This is a genomic window from Saccharothrix longispora, assembly GCF_030852425.1.
In the GTDB taxonomy this organism is placed as follows: Bacteria; Actinomycetota; Actinomycetes; order Mycobacteriales; family Pseudonocardiaceae; genus Actinosynnema; species Actinosynnema longispora.
In genome coordinates, this window is record NZ_NSDM01000033.1 from 1 (window position 1) to 21,251 (window position 21,251).

The 21,251-nt window shown below is 68.8% G+C and carries 21 protein-coding genes and 4 pseudogenes; 8 read left to right on the plus strand and 17 right to left on the minus strand.

Annotation, left to right across the window (positions count from 1 at the left end):
• Nucleotides 1-357: pseudogene (locus CKY47_RS36030) on the minus strand (hypothetical protein); the annotation flags it as partial.
• A 16-nt stretch (nt 358-373) separates the two neighbouring features.
• Nucleotides 374-1,444: an integrase core domain-containing protein gene (locus tag CKY47_RS36035; RefSeq protein WP_306750870.1), complete on the minus strand. Its 1,071-nt coding sequence runs from the start codon at nt 1,442-1,444 to the stop codon at nt 374-376.
• Nucleotides 1,445-1,559: 115 nt separating this feature from the next.
• Between CKY47_RS36035 and CKY47_RS36040 the strand changes: the two are divergent.
• Nucleotides 1,560-1,909: pseudogene (locus tag CKY47_RS36040) on the plus strand (transposase domain-containing protein); the annotation flags it as partial.
• Between the two features lie 15 nt (nt 1,910-1,924).
• On the opposite strand, the gene CKY47_RS36045 reads toward CKY47_RS36040, so the two are convergent.
• The 4 genes from CKY47_RS36045 to CKY47_RS36060 form a co-directional block, all read right to left on the minus strand.
• Nucleotides 1,925-3,049 (minus strand): DNA glycosylase AlkZ-like family protein, encoded by a 1,125-nt coding sequence (locus CKY47_RS36045; RefSeq protein WP_306750871.1) that lies wholly within the window; start codon nt 3,047-3,049, stop codon nt 1,925-1,927.
• A gap of 10 nt (nt 3,050-3,059) precedes the next feature.
• Complete coding sequence (locus CKY47_RS36050; protein WP_306750872.1) at nt 3,060-4,280, minus strand: MFS transporter; 1,221 nt, start codon at nt 4,278-4,280, stop codon at nt 3,060-3,062.
• Nucleotides 4,281-4,311: 31 nt separating this feature from the next.
• Nucleotides 4,312-5,001, minus strand: coding sequence for a hypothetical protein (locus tag CKY47_RS36055; protein ID WP_306750873.1), 690 nt, complete (start codon nt 4,999-5,001; stop codon nt 4,312-4,314).
• A 67-nt stretch (nt 5,002-5,068) separates the two neighbouring features.
• Nucleotides 5,069-6,166, minus strand: a complete 1,098-nt coding sequence (locus CKY47_RS36060; RefSeq protein WP_306750874.1) for a YncE family protein — start codon at nt 6,164-6,166, stop codon at nt 5,069-5,071.
• A gap of 252 nt (nt 6,167-6,418) precedes the next feature.
• Here CKY47_RS36060 and CKY47_RS36065 point away from each other — a divergent pair, with 252 nt between their 5' ends.
• On the plus strand, nt 6,419-7,111 hold the full coding sequence (locus tag CKY47_RS36065; protein WP_306750875.1) for a TIGR02466 family protein: 693 nt from the start codon (nt 6,419-6,421) through the stop codon (nt 7,109-7,111).
• An 11-nt stretch (nt 7,112-7,122) separates the two neighbouring features.
• Here the strand turns inward: CKY47_RS36065 and CKY47_RS36070 are convergent, their stop codons facing one another.
• Nucleotides 7,123-7,731 carry an IS5 family transposase gene (locus tag CKY47_RS36070; protein WP_306750876.1) on the minus strand — a complete coding sequence of 203 codons (609 nt, stop codon included), beginning with the start codon at nt 7,729-7,731 and terminating at the stop codon, nt 7,123-7,125.
• Between the two features lie 29 nt (nt 7,732-7,760).
• Nucleotides 7,761-7,994 (minus strand): annotated as a pseudogene (locus CKY47_RS37175) (transposase); the annotation flags it as partial.
• A gap of 439 nt (nt 7,995-8,433) precedes the next feature.
• On the opposite strand from CKY47_RS37175, the gene CKY47_RS36075 reads away from it, so the two are divergent.
• Together CKY47_RS36075 and CKY47_RS37180 are read left to right on the plus strand one after the other, a co-directional pair.
• Entirely contained in the window at nt 8,434-9,168 is a 735-nt protein-coding gene (locus CKY47_RS36075) for an SDR family NAD(P)-dependent oxidoreductase (RefSeq protein WP_306750877.1), read from the plus strand.
• A 71-nt stretch (nt 9,169-9,239) separates the two neighbouring features.
• A complete protein-coding gene (locus CKY47_RS37180) occupies nt 9,240-9,584 on the plus strand; it encodes a transposase (RefSeq protein WP_371320797.1) in 345 nt (114 codons plus the stop codon).
• Between the two features lie 435 nt (nt 9,585-10,019).
• Here the strand turns inward: CKY47_RS37180 and CKY47_RS36080 are convergent, their stop codons facing one another.
• The 5 genes and pseudogenes from CKY47_RS36080 to CKY47_RS36100 form a co-directional block, all read right to left on the minus strand.
• Complete coding sequence (locus CKY47_RS36080; RefSeq protein WP_306750878.1) at nt 10,020-10,550, minus strand: tyrosine-type recombinase/integrase; 531 nt, start codon at nt 10,548-10,550, stop codon at nt 10,020-10,022.
• A gap of 114 nt (nt 10,551-10,664) precedes the next feature.
• Complete coding sequence (locus CKY47_RS36085; RefSeq protein ID WP_306750899.1) at nt 10,665-11,147, minus strand: integrase core domain-containing protein; 483 nt, start codon at nt 11,145-11,147, stop codon at nt 10,665-10,667.
• Nucleotides 11,147-11,734 (minus strand): helix-turn-helix domain-containing protein, encoded by a 588-nt coding sequence (locus CKY47_RS36090; protein ID WP_306750879.1) that lies wholly within the window; start codon nt 11,732-11,734, stop codon nt 11,147-11,149. The genes CKY47_RS36085 and CKY47_RS36090 overlap by 1 nt, the downstream gene beginning before the upstream one ends.
• Before the next feature lie 82 nt (nt 11,735-11,816).
• Nucleotides 11,817-12,374 (minus strand): annotated as a pseudogene (locus CKY47_RS36095) (IS110 family transposase); the annotation flags it as partial.
• A gap of 350 nt (nt 12,375-12,724) precedes the next feature.
• Nucleotides 12,725-13,159, minus strand: a complete 435-nt coding sequence (locus CKY47_RS36100; protein ID WP_306750880.1) for a cellulose binding domain-containing protein — start codon at nt 13,157-13,159, stop codon at nt 12,725-12,727.
• A 299-nt stretch (nt 13,160-13,458) separates the two neighbouring features.
• Here CKY47_RS36100 and CKY47_RS36105 point away from each other — a divergent pair, with 299 nt between their 5' ends.
• Nucleotides 13,459-13,875 (plus strand): hypothetical protein, encoded by a 417-nt coding sequence (locus CKY47_RS36105; RefSeq protein ID WP_306750881.1) that lies wholly within the window; start codon nt 13,459-13,461, stop codon nt 13,873-13,875.
• A gap of 174 nt (nt 13,876-14,049) precedes the next feature.
• Here the strand turns inward: CKY47_RS36105 and CKY47_RS36110 are convergent, their stop codons facing one another.
• The 3 genes from CKY47_RS36110 to CKY47_RS36120 all read right to left on the minus strand — a co-directional run bounded on the left by CKY47_RS36110 (nt 14,050) and on the right by CKY47_RS36120 (nt 16,512).
• On the minus strand, nt 14,050-14,568 hold the full coding sequence (locus tag CKY47_RS36110) for an integrase core domain-containing protein (protein ID WP_306750882.1): 519 nt from the start codon (nt 14,566-14,568) through the stop codon (nt 14,050-14,052).
• 145 nt (nt 14,569-14,713) lie between these two features.
• Nucleotides 14,714-15,052, minus strand: coding sequence for an integrase (locus CKY47_RS36115; protein ID WP_306750883.1), 339 nt, complete (start codon nt 15,050-15,052; stop codon nt 14,714-14,716).
• A gap of 599 nt (nt 15,053-15,651) precedes the next feature.
• Complete coding sequence (locus CKY47_RS36120) at nt 15,652-16,512, minus strand: helix-turn-helix transcriptional regulator (protein WP_306750884.1); 861 nt, start codon at nt 16,510-16,512, stop codon at nt 15,652-15,654.
• A gap of 155 nt (nt 16,513-16,667) precedes the next feature.
• On the opposite strand from CKY47_RS36120, the gene CKY47_RS36125 reads away from it, so the two are divergent.
• Genes CKY47_RS36125 through CKY47_RS36135 form a run of 3 tightly spaced genes read left to right on the plus strand, consistent with a single transcriptional unit; the run spans nt 16,668 to nt 18,714 of the window.
• Nucleotides 16,668-17,549, plus strand: coding sequence for an SDR family NAD(P)-dependent oxidoreductase (locus CKY47_RS36125; protein WP_306750885.1), 882 nt, complete (start codon nt 16,668-16,670; stop codon nt 17,547-17,549).
• A gap of 17 nt (nt 17,550-17,566) precedes the next feature.
• On the plus strand, nt 17,567-17,953 hold the full coding sequence (locus CKY47_RS36130) for an FAD-binding protein (RefSeq protein WP_306750886.1): 387 nt from the start codon (nt 17,567-17,569) through the stop codon (nt 17,951-17,953).
• Nucleotides 17,953-18,714, plus strand: a complete 762-nt coding sequence (locus CKY47_RS36135) for a hypothetical protein (protein WP_306750887.1) — start codon at nt 17,953-17,955, stop codon at nt 18,712-18,714. The genes CKY47_RS36130 and CKY47_RS36135 overlap by 1 nt, the downstream gene beginning before the upstream one ends.
• On the opposite strand, the gene CKY47_RS36140 is transcribed toward CKY47_RS36135, so the two are convergent.
• Nucleotides 18,711-20,948, minus strand: a complete 2,238-nt coding sequence (locus CKY47_RS36140) for a rhamnogalacturonan lyase family protein (protein ID WP_306750888.1) — start codon at nt 20,946-20,948, stop codon at nt 18,711-18,713. The genes CKY47_RS36135 and CKY47_RS36140 overlap by 4 nt on opposite strands.
• Between the last annotated feature and the right edge of the window lie 303 nt (nt 20,949-21,251).

The window sequence follows — 21,251 nt, forward strand, 5'->3', positions numbered from 1 at the left end:
GATCGGGGATCTGCCCTTGCGGGTGCTCACGCGTGGGTGTCGGGGCGGAAGGAGTGCGGTCAGGAGACGATGCGCGATGACCCCGGATTCTTCGTTGCCGTCGACGATGATTCCTGTCGTCTGGACGGCCTGGTCGCGGGCGGCGTGCGGGGCGATGGTGAATCCGCAGCGGTCGGGATCGGTGCCGGGCAGGGATTGCGCGGTGTCGACCATGACGGTGCGCAGGAGTTGGTGGAGCGTGAGCAGGGACCACATCTCCTGCTCGAGCCCGGCCCGGTCGCCCGAGCGTAGAACACGTCCGCCGGTGGGGACTTGACCCCGGATGTTGGACACCTGTGAGGTGTCAAAGTCGGCCACGTGCTCTGACCTGCGGTTAGGCTGCTGTGGGTTCGTACTCGTTGATCAGGCCGCCGAGGACTGGTCGGCGGCGTATCGAGGTCCAGGTGGGCTCTGCGGTCGGGTGGTCCGGCCGTGGTGGTGTGAGTTGTAGGGCTTGGTGTGGTCGGCGGTGGTTGTAGTGGGAGACGTAGCGGTCGAGTACCGCTCGCAGGTGGTGTTCGTTGATGATGAGCAGGCGGTCGGTGGCTTCGCGTCTGATGGTGCCGACGAACCGCTCGGCGAAGGCGTTGGCTCGCGGACACCGCGGTGGGATCTTCACGACCTGGATGTCGGTGTCCGAAAAGACCGCGTCGAACGAGGTGGTGAACTGACCGGCCCGGTCTCGCACCAGGAACCGGAAGTCTTCTGTCCGATCGCCGAGGTCCATGAGTAGGTTGCGGGCTTGTTGCGTTGTCCAGGGGCCGTCCGGATTCGTGGTGGTGCCAGGGATGTGCACGTAGCGGGTGGCGACCTCCATCACGAAGAACACGTAGATCCGTTTGAGGGTGACGGCGCAGTCGACGTGGAAGAAGTCGCACGCCGGCATGCTCGCGGCCTGCGCGCGCAGGAACCGTCGCCAGGAGGTGTCGGTGTCGCGCTGGGGCGCGGGCGGTACCCGCAGGCGCTTGAGCACGCGGCGAACCGTTGACGCGGCTACCCGGTGGCCGAGCTTGAGCAGCTCGCCCTGGATCCGGCGGTAGCCCCACCCGGTGTTCTCCTGTGCCATCCGTTCGATCAGCACCGCGATGGTGTCGTCGATCGGAGGTCGGCCGGTGCGGTTCGGGTAGGTCCACTTCTTCGCGACCAGACGCCGGTGCCACCGCAGGACGGTGCCCGGTGTCACCAACCGGTGTTGCCGTAACCGGTCGGGTAGGTATCGGACCAACGCGGCGAGCACCGCGCGGTCGGCCCATTCCCACCGCGGGCGGGGACTGACCCGGCGCAGCACGGCGACTTCGTGCCGCAGCACCAGCAGCTCCACGTCCTTGGCCGCCGACGATCGGCCAAGAAGAACCAGCCAGCCGACGAGCCGGACGAAGATCAGGTACAGCAGTCGTAGCGCCACGCCCCACGATCCTGCTCCTACAACTGCTTTGTGCGATCACCGCAGCTCAGCGCTCAGGTGCAGAGTTGTGGAACCCCACAACCTGCGCTGACGGCCATCACCCCGCACGGTTACCGTGGCCGCGGGCCGGTTCGCTCCCGGACACCTGGGGGAACTGACCGCCGTCTGCCGTTCGATCTCGTGGACGCGGTGCTGGAGGAGACCAGGAGGGGCCAGCGGCGGTTGCATGACCTCCCGTCACGGGTCGGTGTCTACTTCCTGTTGGCGATGTGCCTGTTCCCGGAGGTCGGCTACCGGCTGGTCCGGCAGAAGGCGACCGGAGGACTGGCTGGTCTTCTGGTGGCCGAGCCGTCCGCGAAAGCCTTACGCGACCTGCGTCGCGGACTCGGCGGCGCGTCGATGCGCCGACTGTTCGAGGTGCTGTCCGGGCCGCTGGCCCACCCTCGTACGCCCGGTGTCCGGTTCGGGCCACGGTCCGCATTACCAGCTGCCGACTGCCTCGCCGTGGACCGCGATGTCAGTTGCGCCGAGCAGTGCGCTCAACCGTGCGCAGGCTTCGGAAAAGCCCGCGGCGAGGGATTCCGTCGGGGTGTTCAGGCTTGCCGCGACGATCGTCAGCGTTCCGTCGCGGTAGGCGAGGTCAGCCCGGCCGACGATGTCCGATCCGACGCGGAGGGGGCAGACGTAGTAGCCGTGTTGTCTCTTGGCCGCGGGCTTGTATGCCTCCAGTCGGTGTTCGAAGTCGAAGACGCGCGCGACTCGCTTCCGGTACCAGATCGTGTTGTCGAACGGACCGAGGAAGGACGCGCCCTCGGCGACGGTGTCGGTGAGGGCCAGGGCCTGCTCGCTCGCCCACGCCGGCTGTGCCCAACCGTCGACCGCGACGGGGATGAGCGCGGTGTCTGGTAGGACGGCCTTGACGCTCGTCGCCGTGACCCGGAGGTAATCCGCCAGATCGTCGATGGTGGCGACGCCGAGGGCGTGACCGGCACGTTCGACTAGTGTGCGCAGGCACTCCTGGTCTGTCAGCGCGTCGGTGAGGTGCTGATCCGCGATCGCGGCAGGGGGGAGCTGGAAGAGTCGGTTCCCGGCCCGGTCCCGGCGGACACAGGCCAGTTCGCCGGACCAGAGCAGGAGTTGGACCGCGGTTTTGGTAGGGCTCCAGTTCCAGCCGGCCGCGGTGTCGACCTGGTCCTGGAGCAGGCGCAGGGGCAGTGGGCCTTCGGAGCCGATCCGCGACAGGAGGTTGTCGCGGAGGGCCGGGTCCGGGTACTGCGGGTGGGCCCGGGATCGGCGCCTGCGGAACGCCCACAGCGGCCAGTCCTCGACGGCGACCAGTGCCGCGGCGTGAGCGGGGTACTCGAACGCGACGGCGCTGTCCACCTGCCAGAGCAGGGAGTCGACATCACCCGTCCTGACGTCCAGCAGCCGTTCGGCGAGAGTCAGTCGGTGCGCGGGAGCCAGCACGGTGATGGCGTCGAGTTGCACGCTGACCAGGTGCCGCAGGACGTCGCCGACGTCACCGGCACGTTTCGATGTCACGTTGAGCGCGATGTTGCGCGCCTGACCGCTCGACAGCGTCTCGACTTCGCGGGTGCGGGGCAACCTCTGTCCTTCAGTCGGCTGAACTGACCGTGTCGTGCTGCGCGCGTGCCGGTGCGGTGGCGGACCGGACGCGGGTCAGCAAGGCGACCACCAGACCCACTGCCGCGCACCCGCTGAGCACACCGAGCGCCGCGGTCCACCGACCTCCCGTGACGTAGGTGCCGACGACGATCGTGATGGCGGCGTTGGAAAGATTGGTGCTGGCCGAAACCCAGGTGTTGGCCTCGTTGCGCGAATCCTCGGGAATCTCCCTGTCCACCAGCAGGAAGGCGTTGATGAAGATCGGTGTGACGAACAGCCCCGACAACAGCAGCAACAGCGCCAACAGCCACAGCGGCCGGACCGCCACCAGGAAGCACGACGGTATCGCGAACCCGAGCGTGAGTACCTTGTACTTGCGCCACAGGTCGGCATCCCACCGGAGTGCGCCGTAGGCGATGCCGCCGACGACCCCGCCCACGCTGATCATCGCGAGCAGCGGCCCCGTCCAGGTGAAGGAACCGAGGTGCTGGGTGAAGGCGGGGATGAAGATGGCGCCACCGCCGAAGATGCAGCCCATCAGCAGAAGCGGTGACAGGATGAGCAGCATGCGGGGTTCAGCCAGCGGCCCCATCCAGCGATGTACGCGTTGCCGGGTGCCCACTGTCTCGGGGGGCGGGGACGGCGTCACGCGTTCACCGAGGTTGTAGCGCCGCAGGGCGAGCAGGTAGGCCGTGACAACCACGACGTACACGGCGACCGAGAGTTGGTACGCCCGGTCGGGTGACAGGGCCGTCAAGGACAGCCCTGCCAGCAGCGGCGCGATGACGAAGCCCATCTCCTCCAGCACCGAGTCGGCGGAGTGGACCGTCTTGAGCGGCCCTTCTTCGCCGTCGACGACGGTGCGCCAGGAGGTGCGCAGTGCGGCGTTGAGAGGGGGACTGGTCAGACCGGCGACCACGACGGTCGTCAGGGTCCAGCCCCATGCCCACTGCGCGCCCACGCTCACCGCGGTGAGCACGGTGAACGCGATCGCGGTGGCGGCCATGGGCACGATGGCCCGGCGCTGCCCGATCCGGTCCAGCAGTCGTCCGCGCAGTGGCGCGACGAACGCCAGCAGCGCGATGTAGACGCCGTTGACGACCGCGGCGATGCCGTACCCGTAGGGCTGGGCGAGGCTGACCAGCAGGGTGACCGGCATGATCGCGCCGGCGGTCCGGGCCACCAGTGCGATGGTCAGCAGGTGCAGCACCCGGGGGCGCAACAGCGTGGATAGGGCGCCGTTACCGTGCATCGGATTCCTTCTCGATGGCGACGGCCCGTGAAGCCTGCAGGGAATCCGGGTGCAGCAGGACCAGACGTGCGAAGGGGGCGCCCCGGGAGAGCGGGACCCGTGCCGTCGGGCGGATGGCGACACTGATGCCGCCGCGTTCCGCCATGGCGTTCACGGTCCGCGCCGGCAGCACGCCGGCGGGCACGTCGAGGCCCTCCACGCCGATCCCGATGACCAGGAGGAAGTACCGCTCGGGGATGCGCACGCCCCAGCCCAGCCGCCACTCGACGGTACCGGCACCGTTGGGCAGGAACATGCTTTCCCACCCGTTGTCGGGGGTGGCGAAATCGTGCAGGCGCATCCAGTCGGTGTCGCCCGTGGCGATCCACCCGCCGCCGCGTTGCCACATCTCGCTGCGGTTGACCTTCCGTCCGACGGCGCGCAGCTCCTCCGACTCGGGCAGGTCGAACTCGATGTCGTCGACGGGGGTCAGGGTCACCGACACCGGCGAAGGCACCAGCCAGCCCAGTTCCTGTCCCATGACCCACGGCGGGCAGTCCACCGGCAGCCGGGTGATCCTCTTGTACCTGAAGTGGTCCCGGTAGGTGTCGCGTTCGGCACGTGCCGCGGCGCGGTCGACGCGGTTGGCGTCCGGCAGCAGTGTCCACGGGTGTAATGGCGTGAAGACGACTTCGGTCATGCTGGTGTGGCGATCCCCTCCGGTGTGCGACGGATGTGCCCACCGCGGCGGGCACACCCGTCGGCGATCATCGCCGGGACTCCGCCTCGTCGAGACGGCCGAGCCGCTCGTCCTCGGGGATTGTATCCAGGTCGAACATCACCACACTGCACGGCCCGTAGCCGACGGGGATCTCTTCGTAGTCGAACTCGCCCTCCTGACGGTCCAGCGGAGCCGACTTCAGATCCACCATGGTGAGCGAGTTGGAGGCGAACCCCGGCATCGACGGCGCGCTGGCGACGAAGGTCGGTCGTGCGAAGTTGGTGATGTAGGCCGTGCTGTCCTCGGCGTCGACCACCAGTCCACGAGGCCCGGGCCCCACGGGAATGTCCCGCGTGACCTCCAGCGACTCCACGTCGACTACGTACACCCGGTTGACGCTCTCGACGGTGATGAGCGCGTACCGCCCGTCCGGGCTGAACGCCACGCCACGTCCGCCGATGTGGCCGAGTTCGACCCGACGGGTGGTATCGGTGTCGAGGTCGATCACGGTGGTGAACGTCGCCTGGGTGTTCGCCACGAACGCCCGCCGGCCACTCGGGTCGATGTTGAGGCTGTACGGGTGAGCCTGGTCGTCGACCGGGATCCGGGTCACCTCGCGCACGGAGTCGACGTCACCGTCGACGAGACCGCTCAGATCGATCTTGCTCACGTAGGCGTCGCCCCAAATGCACACGTAGGCCCACCGGCCGTCCTTGGTGAGCACCATGTGCCGCGGGTCCCGGCCCACCCTGATCTGCCGGACCTCGACGTTGGCCTGCAGGTCGACGATCGACACGGTGTCCGAACCGGAGTTGCTCACCACGGCGTACTTCTCGTCCGGCAGGACGCCCAGACCGCGCGGCCCGTGTCCGACCTCGATCCGCCGTACCTCCCGCAGCGACACCGCGTCGATTTCGGAAAGGGTGTTCTGGCTGGTGTTGCAGACGAACCCCCGTCCCGTGCTGGTGAACTTCACCCCGCCCCGGGGTGCGTTGCCGACTCTGATCTGCTGCACCGTCCGATGCTCACGTGGGCCCGTCTTGGCCACGACGGAAATGACACCGTCATCGGTGTCGGTCGAAAATAATTGGATGTTTCGCACAGTCGTCTCCTTGATGAGCGCCGAAACGGTTATCGCCGACATGAAATCCGCTTGGCGCTACCCAACGTACGGCGCTCACGGCGGACGGACTGTGGGCCGATGGAGTGCCTCACGGATCGACGCGATGACCCTGCGTGCGCGCGTGGTCCATCCGGAGGTCGACGGGACGCCGGGTGGACCAACCTCGACCACGATGCCGCTAATGCCACTACAGTGGAGTGCGAATATGTCGATCATAGCCGCTGCGGCGGGCCGTGTGCAGCCTCGCCGGCAAACCGACGGAACGAGGGTTTTGTGACCACGGTGCCGAGCGTCTCCGTGACGAATTCTGCGGCGGGAACCATCATGCAGGCGTTCTCGACACCCGTCGCGCGCATTCCCTGCCCTTTTGCCGCGGAAGTGAATCCTTCGCTGGTGGACATCGTGCTGGCACGCCTCGAGAACACCGAAAACCTGTTCGGCTACAAGTCCGAGACCTCGGCTGACCTCGTCGAGTGGGGTGAGGAAGCAGCCGACCGTACCTCTTCGTGGGCACTCGAGATGGCCCGTCGCTTCACCGAGAAAGTCATGGGGAAAACCCTTGACAAGGCGTTCTCGGACGGCCGTGCCGACACAGCCGAAGATCGGCCTCCGGTCTCTGTCGGGGTTGGTCGCAGTTGGGCCAGCGTCTACCGTCGAGGCGATCGCCACGAAGCCCACTTCCATCCGAACACGGCATTGTCCGCCATCTACTACGTTACCGCGCCGGACACCTGTGAACTCGACCTCCTCGATCCGAGAACGGGCATCGGCTACTACGACTCCGGAATCGCCTTCGGAGGGGAAGGGCACGGCATCCGGCTGCGTTGCAAACCCGGTGAACTCGTGATATTTCCTGGCTGGCTCAAACATGCCGTACCCGAATTCGAGGACGATTCCCTTCGTATATCGCTGTCATGGAACATCGGGTTCTCGGTTGGCGGTCCTCCGAAGGGGCGCCATAAGTAGCTGTTTCCGAGCTATTGGGGTTGGGTGAGTCGGCGGCTGGTGATGCGGATCATGGACCAGCGGACCATGGCCTCGTGGTGGTGGCGGAGTCGTTCGTAGTCGCGGACGCAGCGGCGATGGCCCGTGATCCAGACCAGAGTCCTCTCCACCACCGACCTTCTGGGTAGTACGGTGAAGTACGGGAGGTCGGGGCGTTGGGCGATCTCGACCACCAGGCGGAGTGTCCTGCGTGCCCAGTCGAGCAGGGGGCCGGTGTAGGCGCCGTCGGCCCACACCAGGCGGACCCGCCCGCCGGCGGTGTCGCGCATCCGCCGCAACAGGCTGCGCGCGGCGACCCGGTCCTGCGTCGAGGCCGGGGTCACCAACACGGCCAACAACAATCCCAGGGTGTCCACGACGATGTTCCGCTTACGGCCCGGGACCTTCTTGCCCGCGTCGTAACCGCGGGTCGCGCGGCCGACGGTCTCGGCGGCGCGCACCGACTGGGAGTCCACGACCGCCGCCGACGGCGCCGCCACCCGGCCCTCGGCCAGGCGGACGCGGTCGCGCAACGCGTCGAGCAGCCGCTGCGACGCACCGACCTTCTCCCACGCGGCAACCGCTTGTAGACCGTGGGCCACGGCGGGAAGTCCGCCGGCAGGGCACGCCACTTGATGCCGTTGTCGACCAGGTAGAGGATCGCGTCCACGATCACCCGTCGGCAGTGCTTCTCCCACCGCCCACCCCGACCGGCCAGGCACGCCGGATCGGGCAGCAGCGGGTCGATCTCGGCCCACTGTGTGCCGGTGACGTCGGTGGGATACCGGGCCGTCCGCACGGTGGGCTGGTGAGAGGCCGCCAGGCGGCAACAGAGGGCACCCGCGGTGGAACCGCCCACGGGCATCGGGCACGATAACAACGGAGCTCCTGGCAGAGCGGCGCTTCGACAACGTCCGATCTACCAGGAGTTCCCCCGTCTGCGCACCAAAGGGCCTCATCCGCTCAAGCTCGGAAACGGGCACGAAGAAGTCGCAGGCCAGGAGTGCGTCGGCCTGTGATCGGAGGAAAGCCGACCAGGTCGTCGTGGTGCGCTCGGGTACCCGGTCGCCCCGGACTCCGTGGCACGGCTACCGCCACGGCCAGGCCGGTGCGACGTCGAGGGGACGGCCCAGTCGGGAATCTCACCCGTCAAGTTCCCGTGCTGGGGCGAGCCGTCCTGGACCGTGCCAGCAAACCGGGGAGGTCAGGGCGGTCGCCGCGCTGATCCGTCGCCGGGGCTTGCGAACGGGGTTCGGGGCGGCATACGTTCTTCGCCTTTTGTCGAACTGTGAGGGAGCACACCCGTGGAACTGCGCAACCAGGTCGCGCTCGTCACCGGCGCTACCGCCGGGATCGGCCACGAGACCGCGAAGTTGTTCGCCCGCGAGGGCGCGAGCGTGATCGTCCACGGCCGGGACGCCGCGCGCGGCGCGGACGTCGTCGCCGGGATCGAGGCGGACGGCGGGACCGCGCGGTTCGTCCGAGCCGACCTGTCCACCGCGGAGGGCGTGCGGGAGCTCGCCTCGGCGGCGGGCGAGGTGGACGTGCTGGTGAACAACGCGGGCATCTACCCGTTCGCGTCGACCGCCGACCAGACCCGCGAGGGCTTCGAGGAGTTACTCGCGGTCAACGTCCTCGCGCCGTTCCACCTCACCGCGGCGCTGGCGCCCGCCATGGTCGCCAAGGGCGCGGGCGCGATCGTCAACGTCTCGACGGTGGCCGCCGTGTCACCGGTCCACAACGCCGCCGCCTACGGCGCGACCAAAGCAGCCCTGGAGTCCCTGACCCGCAACTGGGCCGTCGAGTTCGGCATGAGCGGCGTGCGGGTCAATTCCGTCGCGCCGGGCGGGGTGACGACCGGGACCGTCATGAACCTGTTCGGGGACGCGGTTCACGACAACGCCGCCGCCACCACGGCACTGCGGCGCATGAGCGAGCCGAGGGAGATCGCCGAGGTGATCCTCTTCCTCGCCTCGCCGCGGTCCAGCTACGTCACGGGTGCGCTCCTGCTGGCCGACGGCGGGTACACCATCGCCTAGTAGGACTTCGTCAGGTCGAGCGATGGGGTGTGGCGGTGACGTGACCTCCTATTGCTGTGAGGCCGGAGGAGATGACGGTGATTCGCCCGGTGATCGGGGACTTCGCCGCGGACGCGTTCGGCGGTGTCACCCCGTGTGACCAGCGGGCCAGGCACGAGCTGTACCTGCGTGGCCTGTTATCGGACGGCAAGCGCAAGCCGGTGCGGCCGATGGGCGAACGTCTCAGGGTTGATCATCGGCAGTCGCAGCAGTTCGCCACCACCTCGACGCGGAATCACGCCGAGGTGGTGGCGGCGGTTGGCGGTGTCACCGCGGGACCTCGTCGATCCGGACGCGTTCGCGGTGGACGACACGGGGTTCCCCGGCGACCGGTATTTCTCGCCGGGGGCGGCGCGGATGTACCGCGTGGGCGTTGAAAGTCAGCGCAGGGACTCTACCTGCGCTGACGGCGGATGCCTCGTGTCGTCGAGTAGGTAGTCGAACTCGCCCGGTGTCGCACTGGTGGGTAGCGGTTGTCGCATCGGGCGGCGGTAGTGCGGGAGCCCCGGCAAACGCATGGGAGCGGGCTGTGGGAGCAAACTGGGAGCCGTCGAACGCGTTCAACAATGTGGAACTGCAGTCAACGGCTCCCAATGGTCACGTTTTCGTGCGCCAACTCCATTTTTGCCGGTAGAGGCGTTATATCGGCTTCATTCACGCCGAAGAGGTCACTGGTTCGATCCCGGTATCGCCCATAGTGTGTTTGTGCAGGTCAACGGCTCGTAGACGATCTTCGTCTGCGGGCCGTTGATCGTTGCGGGGAGCAAACGGGGAGCAGACGATCTTGACCACCTCCGTATTTGTGAAGGTGGTCAGGGGTTCGTGCTCCCCGTTTGCTCCCGTGTTTCCTCCCGGCGGTGTTGGAGTCCGGCGAGCATGGTGTCGATCATGGGTTGGGTGACGTGGGAGTAGACGCCCATGACGCCGTGGAACTTGTGGCCGATCCTCTCGTGCTGGAGCACTTCGGGCACGCCGTCCTCGATGAGCCAGGTCTTGTGGGTGTGGCGCAGGTCGTGGAAGTGCATGTCGGGGTTGATCCGCGGTCGGCCGGTGGCGGTGTCGCCGCGTAGTGCGGGTAGCCGGACGCGGCGGCGGAAGTTGGAGCGTCGGTGGACGCCGCCGTCGGTTCCGGTGAACACGAAGCGGGCGTGGGGGTGGCGGTCGTGGTGGTCGTCGAGCAGGTCGACCAGGAATTCGGGTAGGTGCGCGGTACGGACGCTGGCGGGGGTCTTGGGCGGTCCCGGTGTGAGCTTGCCGCCGACCTCGTGCAGGGCGCCGTCTTTGCCGTCGACGCGGATCTCGCGGTTGGCCGTGTCGACCCGTGACCATTGCAGGCCGGTCAAGTTCACCCCAGCGCAGCCCGGTGTAGGCGGCTGTGACGATCAGGGCGGCGTTGTCGGGGGACACGCGGGTGGCCTGTGAGGTGTCAAAAGTCGGCCACGTGGCCTGACCTGCGGTTAGGCTGCTACGAGTTCGTACTCGTTGATCAGGCCGCCGAGGACTGGTCGACGGCGTATTGAGGTGCAGTCCGCCTCTGCGATCGGCCGGTCCGGTCGTGGTGGTGCGAGCTGTAGGGCTTGGTGGGGTCGGCGGTGGTTGTAGTGGGTCGCGTAGCGGTCGAGTACCGACCGCAGGTGGTGTTCGTTGATGATGAGCAGGCGGGCGGTGGCTTCGCGTCGGACGGTTCCGATGAACCGCTCGGCGTGGGCGTTGGCTCGCGGACACCGTGGTGGGATCTTCACGACCTGGATGCCGGCGTCGGAGAAGACCGTGTCGAACGAGGTGGTGAACTGGCCGGCCCGGTCGCGGATGAGGAACCGGAAGTCGTCTGTCCGGTCGCCGAGGTCCACCAACAGGTTGCGGGCTTGTTGGGTCGTCCATGCCCCGTCGGGGTTCGTGGTGGTACCGAGGATGTGGACGTGGCGGGTGGCGACCTCCATCACGAAGAACACGTAGACCCGCTTGGGGTGACGGCGCAGTTGACGTGGAAGAAGTCGCAGGCCACCATGCTCGCGGCCTGGGCGCGCAGGAACCGCCGCCATGACGTGTCGGTGTCGCGCCGGGGAGCGGGCGGAACCCGCAGGCGCCTGAGCACGCGGCGAACCGTGGAAGCGGCTATCCGGTGGCCGAGCTTGAGCAGCTCGCCCTGGATCCGGCGGTAACCCCAGCCGGTGTTCTCTCGCGCCATGCGTTCGATCAATGCCACGGTGGTGTCGTCGACCGGTGGGCGGCCGGTGCGGTTGGGGTAGGTCCACTTCCATGCGACCAGGCGTCGGTGCCATCGCAGGATGGTTCCCGGTGTCACCAACCTGTGCTCACGTAGCAGCCAGGGGAGTCGGCGAACCAGCGCGGCGAGTACAGCACGGTCGGCCCACTCCAACCGGGGGCGGGGGTTGCTCCGGCGCAACACGGCGACCTCCTGCCGCAGCACCAACAACTCCACGTCCTTGGCCGCGGAGGACCGGCCGAGCAGAACCAGCCAGTCACCGAGTCGAACGAAAATCAGGTACAGCAGTCGTAACGCCACACCCCACGATCATGCCCTGGTGGTCCAGCATGCGCGATCGTCGCAGCTCAGCATGCCGGTGCAGAGTTCTGACACCCCACACGCCGCAGCGGGACAGGATCTCCAGCACGGCCGGGTGAGCGATGCGCGGGCCGATGGCGCGTTCCAGGGCGGGATGGACGCCGGCGAGCAGGCCGCGGATGCGGTTGGCGATGCGGGTGGCCTCGCCGGCCAGGTCGTCGTCGAACCCGACCAGCACGTCGAGCTCGGCCAGGGCCTCGTCGCCGACGTCGACCGGCCGCAGCGTGTGCGGCAGCGAGCGGGCGGCGTCGGCGATGACGAACGCGTCGCGCGCGTCGGTCTTGGCGCGGCCGGGGTAGAGGTCGGCGATGCGGCGCATGGCCAGGCCGGGCAGGTAGGCCACCGTGTGCCCGGCCGCCCGGGCGACCGCGACCGGCAGCGCCCCGATCGTGGCCGGTTGGTCGACCACCACCAGCAGCGGCCCGTGGGCGGCGAGCTTGTCGAACAGCGCGCGCAGTCGCGGTTCGCTGTTGGGCAGGGGTGCGTCGTGCAGCCGTTTCCCGGTCGGGTCCAGGCCGACGGGCGTGGTGTTCGCCCTTGCCCACGTCAGGCCGAGGAACACCCCGAAAGTGCTGGTCATTCGTCGTGCCGTTCGTTCGTCGCGGGTGGTCGCCGGGTGGGCATCGCAGGCCGGCACCCACGTTACGACGAGACCTGCCCGGAGGCGGCCGTGTCCCTATCAGCGGTCCGGCGATGCCACCGGGTCCGGTGACACCACCCCCCGGATCATGCCTTCGACTGGGGGCGTCAGTCATGCCGGACCCGGCGACCACAACTCCTCGATCAGGAGCTACGAAAGGTAACGAGGGCGTTCCAGGACGGTGATCTGGTGTCAGGGCGCGAGGATCGCCGCGTCATCGTCCCGGCCGCTTATGGGCGGCAGGCGCAGCCTCGCGCACGCGTTGCTCACGTGCGACCGCTGTTCACGAGTCAGCTGGTGCAGGGCACGTCGTTGAGGGTGACGTTGGAGACGACGAGGCTGGTCCCGACCGGCTTGCTCCCGTTGAACCCGACGTTGGCCGACGCCCCGGGTGCCAGGTTCGGGAGCCAGGCGGGGGCGTTGGCCTGGATGTGGCCGGTGCGAGCGGGGGAGAAGCGGGCGCTGTGGGTGGTCTCGATGACAACGCCGGGCGGCAGGTCGAACTCGACCCACCAGTCGTTCGCCGGATCCGAGCCGGTGTTCGTCACCTTGAGCACGGCCGTGAAGCCGAACCCGAAGTCCGTGCCGGTGTGCTCGTAGTGGCATCCCACCGCTTCCTGCGCCGGTGAGGGCCCGACCTCAGCCGCCGCGGCAGCCGTGGTCGACAGGGCGATCACGCCGAACAGGCTTGGCAGGACTACCGATAAGGCACGTCGGAGCTGCATGTTCTCCTCCATGGCGAAAGGCGGCGATGCCTGGTAGCACGTTAGCGGCCGCGAGCGAACGCGCGCGACGCCCGTTCGTCGCACAACGGCTGCGCTCGTGGTCGTCGTTGATTCCGGTGGCCGACGACCGCTGAGCAGTCCTTTGTGGAGCTTCCTCGGCGGCATCGTCGTGGTGAACCCGCTGTCCAGGGCAGGTGCGGCGGGTGATCTGGTCGGGCAGCCGGGTCATCAGGTCGTGCTTGCCGTACCTTCGGTGGTGGGATCCGGGTCACGGCCCTGTCGCACCGGGAGGTGTTGGGATGATCGCTGCCATCGCGGGTGTGTGCGTCTTTCTGTTCCTGACGGTCGCCGTGCTCGTCCGCCTGCGGGGTCGGCGGGCGGTTCCCGGGACGATCGGCCGGGCGCTGCGGTGGACCGGGGTCGCGACGACGGTCGGGGTCGCGGTCGCGTTGCTGCCGGTGTCGTCTGCCGACAGCGGGAGCGCCACGGCGTACCTGCTCGGGGTGCCGCTGGCCGCCGCGGCGGTGGTCGCGGTCTCGGACCTCACTGGCCGTGCCGTCGCGTTCGTCACGACGGTCGTGGCTCTGGCGATGGCGGCCTGGGGACTGGTACTCGGCCTCGGACCCGTTTCCTACTTCGTGCTGCCCGCCCTGGTGTTCGGGATCGCGGCGCTGACCTCGGTGCGGCCGCGCGGCCTGACGACGCCGAGCGCCTGAGTCCTGTGCCGCTCGAACAGCCGTTGCCGACGGCCAGGCGGCACGGCTGTGCGGGGCGGTCCGCCCGACTTGCCCGAAGTGCGCCGCTCGGGTCCGGGGTCAGATGAAGTGGGGCTTCAGCGTCTCGGCGATCCTGTGGGGTGTCAAAAGTCGGCCACAGGGCTTGACCTGCGGTTAGGCGGCGGTGGGTTCGTATTCGTTGATCAGGCCGCCGAGGACTGGTCGGCGGCGTATCGAGGTGCGGCGCGGCTCTGTGACCGGGTGGTCCGGTCGTGGTGGTGCGAGTTGTAGGGCTTGGTGTGGTCTGCGGTGGTTGTAGTGGGTCGCGTAGCGGTCCAGCACGGTCCGCAGGTGGTGTCGGTTGATGATGAGCAGTCGGTCGGTGGCTTCTCGCCGAACGGTTCCGACGAACCGAGGGCCGCGTCGAACGAGGTGGTGAACTGGCCGGCCCGGTCGCGGATGAGGAACCGGAAGTCGTCTGTTCGGTCGCCCGGGTCCATCAGCAGGTTGCGGGCTTGTTGTGTGGTCCAGGGGCCGTCGGGGTTGGTGGTGGTGCCGAGAATGTGGACGTGGCGGGTGGCGACTTCGATCACGAAGAGCACGTAGACGCGTTTGAGGGTGACCGCGTAGTCGACGTGGAAGAAGTCGCAGGCCACCATGCTCGTGGCCTGGACGCGGAGGAACCGCCGCCATGACATGCCGGTGTCACGCCGGGTGCGGGCGGTATTTGCAGGCGCTTGAGCACGCGGCGCACGGTCGAGGCGGCTACCCGGTGGCCGAGCTTGAGCAGCTCGCCCTGGATCCTGCGGTAGCCCCAGCCGGCGTTCTCCCGCGCCATTCATTCGATCAACGCTACGACGGTGTCGTCGACCGGCGGTCTGCCGGTGCGGTTCGGGTGGGTCCACTTCCTCGCGACCAGGCGTCGATGCCATCGCAGGACGGTGCCTGGTGTCACCAACCGGTGCTCGCGCGGCCGTCGGGGGAGTCGGTGCACCAATGCGGCGAGTACAGCACGGTCAGCCCACTCCAGGCGCGGGCGGGGGTTGGTCCGGCGCAGCACGGTGACTTCGTGCCGCAGTACCAGCAGCTCCACGTCCTTGGCCGCGGAGGACCGGCCGAGCAGGACCAGCCAGTCACCGACTCGGACGAAGATCAGGTACAGCAGTCGTAACGCCACACCTCACGATCATGCCCTGAAGGTCCAGCGTGCGCGATCGTCGCAGCTCAGCATGCGAGTGCAGAGTTCTGACACCTCACAGGCCGAGCGCAGCCCGCCCGGCCAGACGGCCACCGGGCGGGTGACCCACGGCCAGGTGGGGGCGCGGGGGCGATGACGATGTCCAGGTCGTGAACAGCGCCCTCGCGCAGCGCCCGGTGCAGAGGGAGCTGTTCCGGCGGCAACGCGGTGGTGCCATCGGTGGCGTACAGGTCGTACCGCTTGACCTGCTGTTCGGGATCGAGGGTGGCGTCGGGGCCTGCACCGGCGGCCGGCCCGCGCCACTGGCGCGCAGCCCGGTTGAAGAGGCTCAGGTGCCCGTCGGGGTCGTACGCCACGATTGCGACCTCAGTCGACCCATGCACCACGGCCATGAGTTCGTGGCGTCCGGTCAGCCGTTTGAGGAAGTCGTATTCGAAGCACTGTGTCTCCGCCGGCTGCCGACCGTCCGGCGACGGCCGGAGTGGTGCCCCTTTCCCGCGTGCCGTCGGGCGGTAGCCGAAGGCCTGGGTGACTCCTGACCGTACGGGAGCCTTTCGTCACGCCGCGGGGCGCCGGGCTCAAGCGCCGGAATCGGCGAACTTCTCGGCGCCGAGCACGGAGAGCAACGCGAGCTTGTCGTAGCTCTCGGTGCCGGGTGTGGCGGTGAAGATGAGCAGCGACTGCCCCTCGTCGGGGTCAAGCAGCGTCTGGCAGTGCAGGTCGATGCGGCCGACCTCCGGGTGCACGAAACGCTTGGCACTGCTCCACTTGAGCCCCACCTCCTGCCGCTGCCACAGCTCGGCGAACTCCTCGTTGTGCAGCAGTTCCGCCACGAGCAGCGCCGGCGATGACCCTGCTCCCTGGGCGGTGGCGCCGGCGCGCAGGATGCAGACGTACACGCGGCTGTGCAGGTCGTGGTCCTCGCTGAGATACCGGTCGCGGGCGGCGGGATCGGTGAACCAGCGGTAGAGGGCGCTGCGCGCGAGGCCCGTGTAGTGGGTCTCGTCGCCGAGCAGGGCTATCGCGGGGGGCGTCTGCACCAGCGCGTCGCCGGTCGGGCCGACGATCTGCGCCGGGGTGTCCTGCAGCCGGTCCATGACGCGCAGCAGCCCGGGGCTGATGTGCGCGTCGCGCGGGTCGCGGGCCTGCGGGCGGTGCCCGCAGAGCAGGAACAGGTGGTCGCGTTCCTGCGGGGTCAGGCGCAGGCCGCGGGCGATGGCCGCGGCCATCTGCACCGACGGCTGCGACCGGCTGCCGCGCTCCAGCCGGGTCAGGTAGTCGGCGGACATCCCGCACAGCTCGGCGACCTCCTCCCGGCGCAGACCGCTGGTGCGGCGGCGGGCACCCCGGCGCAACCCCACATCCTCCGGCTGCAGGGCCAGCCGCCGGCCGCGCAGAAACGCGGCCAGCCCTGCTCTGTCCGGCTTCGGGTTCTCCACTGGCGACCCTCCCGGCTCTCGTATGGTCTCGTCATCCTCAGGCGTATCCCGCCGGTTAGCCAGGTCCTGCCAGTCATCGGCAGAACGGGTCCTCCATCCGGCGTGCGAATGCCCCTGTACTGGGAGCCGACAACCTACGTACGAAGGAGCTTGCCATGCCCGGATGGACTGCGGACCGCTTGCCGAAGATGACCGGCTCGACGGTGGTGATCACCGGTGGCGGCGGCGGCCTCGGCCTGGTGACCGCCGGCGAACTCGCCCAGGCCGGTGCCCACGTGGTGCTAGCGGTGCGGGACGTCGGCCGGGCGCGCCAGGCCGTGGCCGGCCTGCGCGGCGACTTCGAAATCCGCCAGCTCGACGTCGCCGACCTGGAGTCGGTCCGGGCCTTCGCGCAGTCGTACACCGGAGACATCGACGTCCTGATCAACAACGCCGGGGTGTCGTACACGCCGGCGGCGCGCACCGCGCAGGGCCTGGAGCTGCAGACGGCGACCAACTACTTCGGGCCGTTCGCGCTCACCAACCTGCTGCTGCCCCGGATCACCGACCGCGTGGTAATGGTCGCCAGCCAGCTACACCGCAACGGCAAGCTGCGCCTCGACGACCTCGACTGGCGCACCCGCAAGTACAAGCCCATGGCCGCCTACGACGCCTCCAAGCTCGCCGTGGTGCTGTTCTCGCTGGAACTGCAGCGTCGCCTCACCGCCGCGGGCAGCCCGGTCCGCTCCGTTGTCGCCCACCCCGGCGTGGTGCGCACCGGACTGCTCGCCAATTCCTGGGTGAAGGTCATCTACGAGCTTCCCGTCCTGGTCCAGGACGTCGCCCAGGGCGCGCTCCCGCTGCTGTACGCCGCCACGCAGGACGTGCCCGGCAACGCGTACGTAGGCCCGGACGGCTTCCTGAACTTCACCGGCTACCCGGCGATCGGCAAGCCGAGCCGGGCCGCCCGGAACCCGCAGACCGCCGCGAAACTGTGGCAGGCGACCGCCGCCCTGACCGGGATCGGAGCCGCGGACGCCGTGACACCGCAGAGCTGAGAGAGATCATGACGTCGTTGACCGACAAGGTGGCCCGGGTGCATGAAGCGTTGAGGGTTTGGAATGGCGCGGTGTCCGCACGTCCCGCGGTGGTGAAGCGCTGCCATGACGCGGCCGAGGTGAGCGAAGCCGTCCGGTATGCACGCGCAACGGGCCTTCCGTTGTCTGTGTTCGACGGCGGTCACGATTGGACTGGCCGCGCGATCCGGCCGGGCGGACTGGTCATCGACCTTCGCGGTATGCGGGCTGTGACGGTCGACGGCAACATCGCCACGGTCGCCGGCGGAGCCACAGCTACCGACGTGCTCGCGGCGGCGGCGCATTCCGGCCTGTCGGCGGCGACCGGCACAGCCGGCAGCATCGGTATGGCTGGGCTGACGTTGGGCGGGGCTATGGTCCGCTGATGGGTGTCGCCGGCCTCGCAGCGGACAACCTGCTCAGTGCGGAGGTCGTCTTGGCCGACGGAGCGGTTGTCACGGCCGGAGACGCAAGCCAACCAGACTTGCTGTGGGCCCTACGCGGTGGCGGCGGCAAGTCGGAGGCACCGGATGAGGTGGCCACCCACGTCGGCTTCGGGACCGAGGCCGATGGCACGCCGGTGCTCTTCGTCTCCTCGGCCTGGAGCGGTGGCCCCGAGGAGGCGGTGCGCCGGATCACACAGTTCCACCACCCCGGGCGACCGTTGAGGTCGACGTCCGGAGCGACTCCGTACGGCGACATGGTGCGGCGATGGGGCGACGTGTTCGTTGCTGACGAGCGCAACTATGCGCTCCGCACCGTCAGCCTGCCCGCGCTGACGGCGCCCGCGGTGGATGCCCTTGTCGACGCGGCCGCACCCATGAGCTCCCCGCTCGATGCGATCAACATCCACCACTGCCATGGAACAGCGATCAGAGTTCCGCTATCGGCCATGGCGTTCGGCCTCCGGCAGGAACACCTGGTCACCGGAATCATCGCGTCCTGGCGGCCCGTCGACGGACAGCTGGCCGACATCTCGGGCGTGGAACACCGGACATGGGCCGACCGCACAGCGGAGAGCGCGACCGCTGCGGCCCGGGACTCCGGCGAGCAGTGCTTTATCCCCCTCTGCCCGGTGCCAGGCATTCGAGGTCCGTGGGCGGGTGGGCTTGGTCCATCGGCCCGCCCGCCCACGGATCCGGTCTAGCGGACGTGGATGTTCGGCTGGGGCGGGGTGCTCATGCCGCCGCCGAGGAAGAAGCTCGGGTGCGGCGGCTGGTTGTAGGCGGTGTTCTGCCAGGCGATGGCGACGCGGTACTGGGGGTCGTGCAGGAGGGTGTGGATCCGCCTGTCGGTCTGCGTGGTCGTCGAGTAGATGCGCAGCGCGGCGTTGTCGTCGCGCGGCAGGATGACCTCTTCGCGCCAGTCGCCGAACAGGTCGCCGGACAGTGACGGGGTCGACTTGGTGCCGTTGATGGAGTGCGCGCCGGAGCCGGTGAGCAGGCGGGTGTCACCGCCGGTGCCGTACTTGTCGACGTGGTTGCCGTCCAGCAGTTCCCGCACCGGGTCGGCGTCCCACCAGGCGAGGAAGTTCGCGCTGCCCGGCGAGCGCCCGACGTTGCCGCCGGAGCCGTTGAACAGGTTGCCCAACCCGGTGCCCCTGCCCCAGAACTCGGCGCCGGGGTTCCCCGCGTGGATGTCGCCGGCCGCGCCACGAGCGGGGCCCTCGCAGTTGCAGGTGTTGTTCTTCTGCATGATGGTGGCGCCGCTGTTGGCGTCGCGCAGGGTCGCGGCGGCGCCGGAGCTCTGCTCGTGGATCTGCCAGATCTCCTGGCCGGGGCGGCTGGGGATGAAGTCGCCGACGTGCAGGGCGTCGCCGTGGGCGCGGAAGTTCTGGGTGTACCGACCGGTGCCGTTGGCGTTGATCGTCATGCCGCCGTAGATGATCTCGTCCGTGCCGTTGCCGTCGACGTCGGCGACGGACAGCGAGTGGGTGCCGCGGCCGGTCCACTGGCTGCCGGCGTTGCGGGAGTCGAACTTCCAGCGCAGGGTGAGCGCGCCGTTGCGGAAGTCCCACGCCGCGATGGTGCTCTTCTCGTAGTAGCCGCGGCCCATGATGATGCTGGGGCGCTGCCCGTCGAGGTAGGCGGTGCCGGCCAGGAACCGGTCGCCCCGGTTGCCGTTGCAGTCGCCCCAGTCGCAGATGTTGCCGCGGGCCGGCTCGAAGGGCACCGTGGACGCGACCGCACCGGTGAGCCCGTGGAACACCGTCAGGTACTCGGGCCCGGTGATGATGTAACCGGAGGAGTTGCGGTGGTCGGCGTTGGCGTTGCCGATCACCTGACCCGTGCCGGACCGCGAACCGTCACCGGTCTTGACCGCCAGCTCGGCCCGGCCGTCGCCGTCGTAGTCGTACACCTGGAACTGGGTGTAGTGCGCGCCGGCGCGGATGTTGCGACCCAGGTCGACGCGCCACAACCGCTGCCCGTTGAGCCGGTAGGCGTCGATGTAGACGTTGCTGGTGCGACCGGACTGGGAGTTGTCCTTCTGGTCGTTGGGATCCCACTTGAGGAAGATCTCGTACTGACCGTCGCCGTCGACGTCGCCGACGCTCGCGTCACCGGCCGTGTAGGTGCTCCCCGGTCGGGAGATCGGCACGTCCAGGTAGTTGCCGCCGGTGAAGCGCAGCGACGGGCCGGACGGTGCCTGCTCCACCCCGCCCACGACCGCACGGACCGTGTACGAGGCGTCCCCCGCCGCACCGGAGTCCAGGAAGTTGGTCGAGTTGGTGATCGGCGAGCCGTTCACCTTCGTCGCGCCCCGGTAGACGTTGAACCCGGTCGAGGCCGACTCGGTCCCGAGCAGCCGCCACGAGACCAGGTTGCCCGACCCGGAGCGCACGCTGATCAGACCCCGGTCGAGGTCCTCCATCTGCCTGCCGGCGGGCGGGGTGCCCGTGACGTCGATCTCCAGGTAGTCGACGTTGGCCAGCCCGTCCGCGGTGGTCGGGCTCAACCGGATTGTGTTCGCGCCCGAGGTCACCGGCACGGTGAGCGTCTTCGAGGACCAGGTGGTCCAGGCGCCGGTCGGGTCGAACGCGGCGCCCGGGTACACGACCGCACCGTTGACCAGCACGTCCGCCGGACGGTTGCCGGTCCCGCCGTTGGCGTACCGCACCGCGATGGTCGCGGAACCCGCAGCGGACGCCGTGACGGTGAACTGCGCAGCCGACCCGACCGCGTTGTCCGCGTTGCAGAACCCGCTGCCGGAGTACCCGGCGTGGTTGGACTCGATGGCGCCGGCACAGGTGGCCGGCGAACTCTCCGCCTCGTAACGGGTCGGAGCGGCTGAGGCCGTGGAGACGACCACGCCGCTCCCGACGACGCTCAAGGCGATGCCGGCGGTGAGCAGCGCGGCGCGCCGTCTTCTGTTCGAAAGCATGACGAACCTCCAAGGGGGAATCGGATGACACGCGAATGCCCGGTGCGCGGACCGGTGGCGGTCGGCTGAGCGCTCGGGCCGAACGACCGGGTGCTACAAGACGGTGCGGACACCGTGCCGTTGCGGCGAGGCCGGCTGATCCGGCGGTCCCTGCGTCGTGAGGTCGTCTCGGCAGCAGTTCATACCCTGAATAAAGTCGGTGAGCACCGTTGCTCCTCCGTCGCCGGTCTGGGAACGCTCCCAGAGATGGCTGGACGCATCCTGTCGGCGCAACGCCCGAAGGGTGACGCCAGACTGGACTAT

What these genes read in the sequence shown, in the direction of transcription:
- CKY47_RS36055 (WP_306750873.1), bottom strand. Translation starts at nt 5,001, where the DNA reads ATGACCGAAGTCGTCTTCACGCCATTACACCCGTGGACACTGCTGCCG.
- CKY47_RS36060 (WP_306750874.1), bottom strand. Translation starts at nt 6,166, where the DNA reads ATGTCGGCGATAACCGTTTCGGCGCTCATCAAGGAGACGACTGTGCGA.
- CKY47_RS37180 (WP_371320797.1), top strand. Translation starts at nt 9,240, where the DNA reads ATGACGGTGATTCGCCCGGTGATCGGGGACTTCGCCGCGGACGCGTTC.
- CKY47_RS36085 (WP_306750899.1), bottom strand. Translation starts at nt 11,147, where the DNA reads ATGGAGGTCGCCACCCGCCACGTCCACATCCTCGGTACCACCACGAAC.
- CKY47_RS36100 (WP_306750880.1), bottom strand. Translation starts at nt 13,159, where the DNA reads ATGCAGCTCCGACGTGCCTTATCGGTAGTCCTGCCAAGCCTGTTCGGC.
- CKY47_RS36105 (WP_306750881.1), top strand. Translation starts at nt 13,459, where the DNA reads ATGATCGCTGCCATCGCGGGTGTGTGCGTCTTTCTGTTCCTGACGGTC.
- CKY47_RS36110 (WP_306750882.1), bottom strand. Translation starts at nt 14,568, where the DNA reads ATGGCGGCGGTTCCTCCGCGTCCAGGCCACGAGCATGGTGGCCTGCGA.
- CKY47_RS36125 (WP_306750885.1), top strand. Translation starts at nt 16,668, where the DNA reads ATGCCCGGATGGACTGCGGACCGCTTGCCGAAGATGACCGGCTCGACG.
- CKY47_RS36135 (WP_306750887.1), top strand. Translation starts at nt 17,953, where the DNA reads ATGGGTGTCGCCGGCCTCGCAGCGGACAACCTGCTCAGTGCGGAGGTC.
- CKY47_RS36140 (WP_306750888.1), bottom strand. Translation starts at nt 20,948, where the DNA reads ATGCTTTCGAACAGAAGACGGCGCGCCGCGCTGCTCACCGCCGGCATC.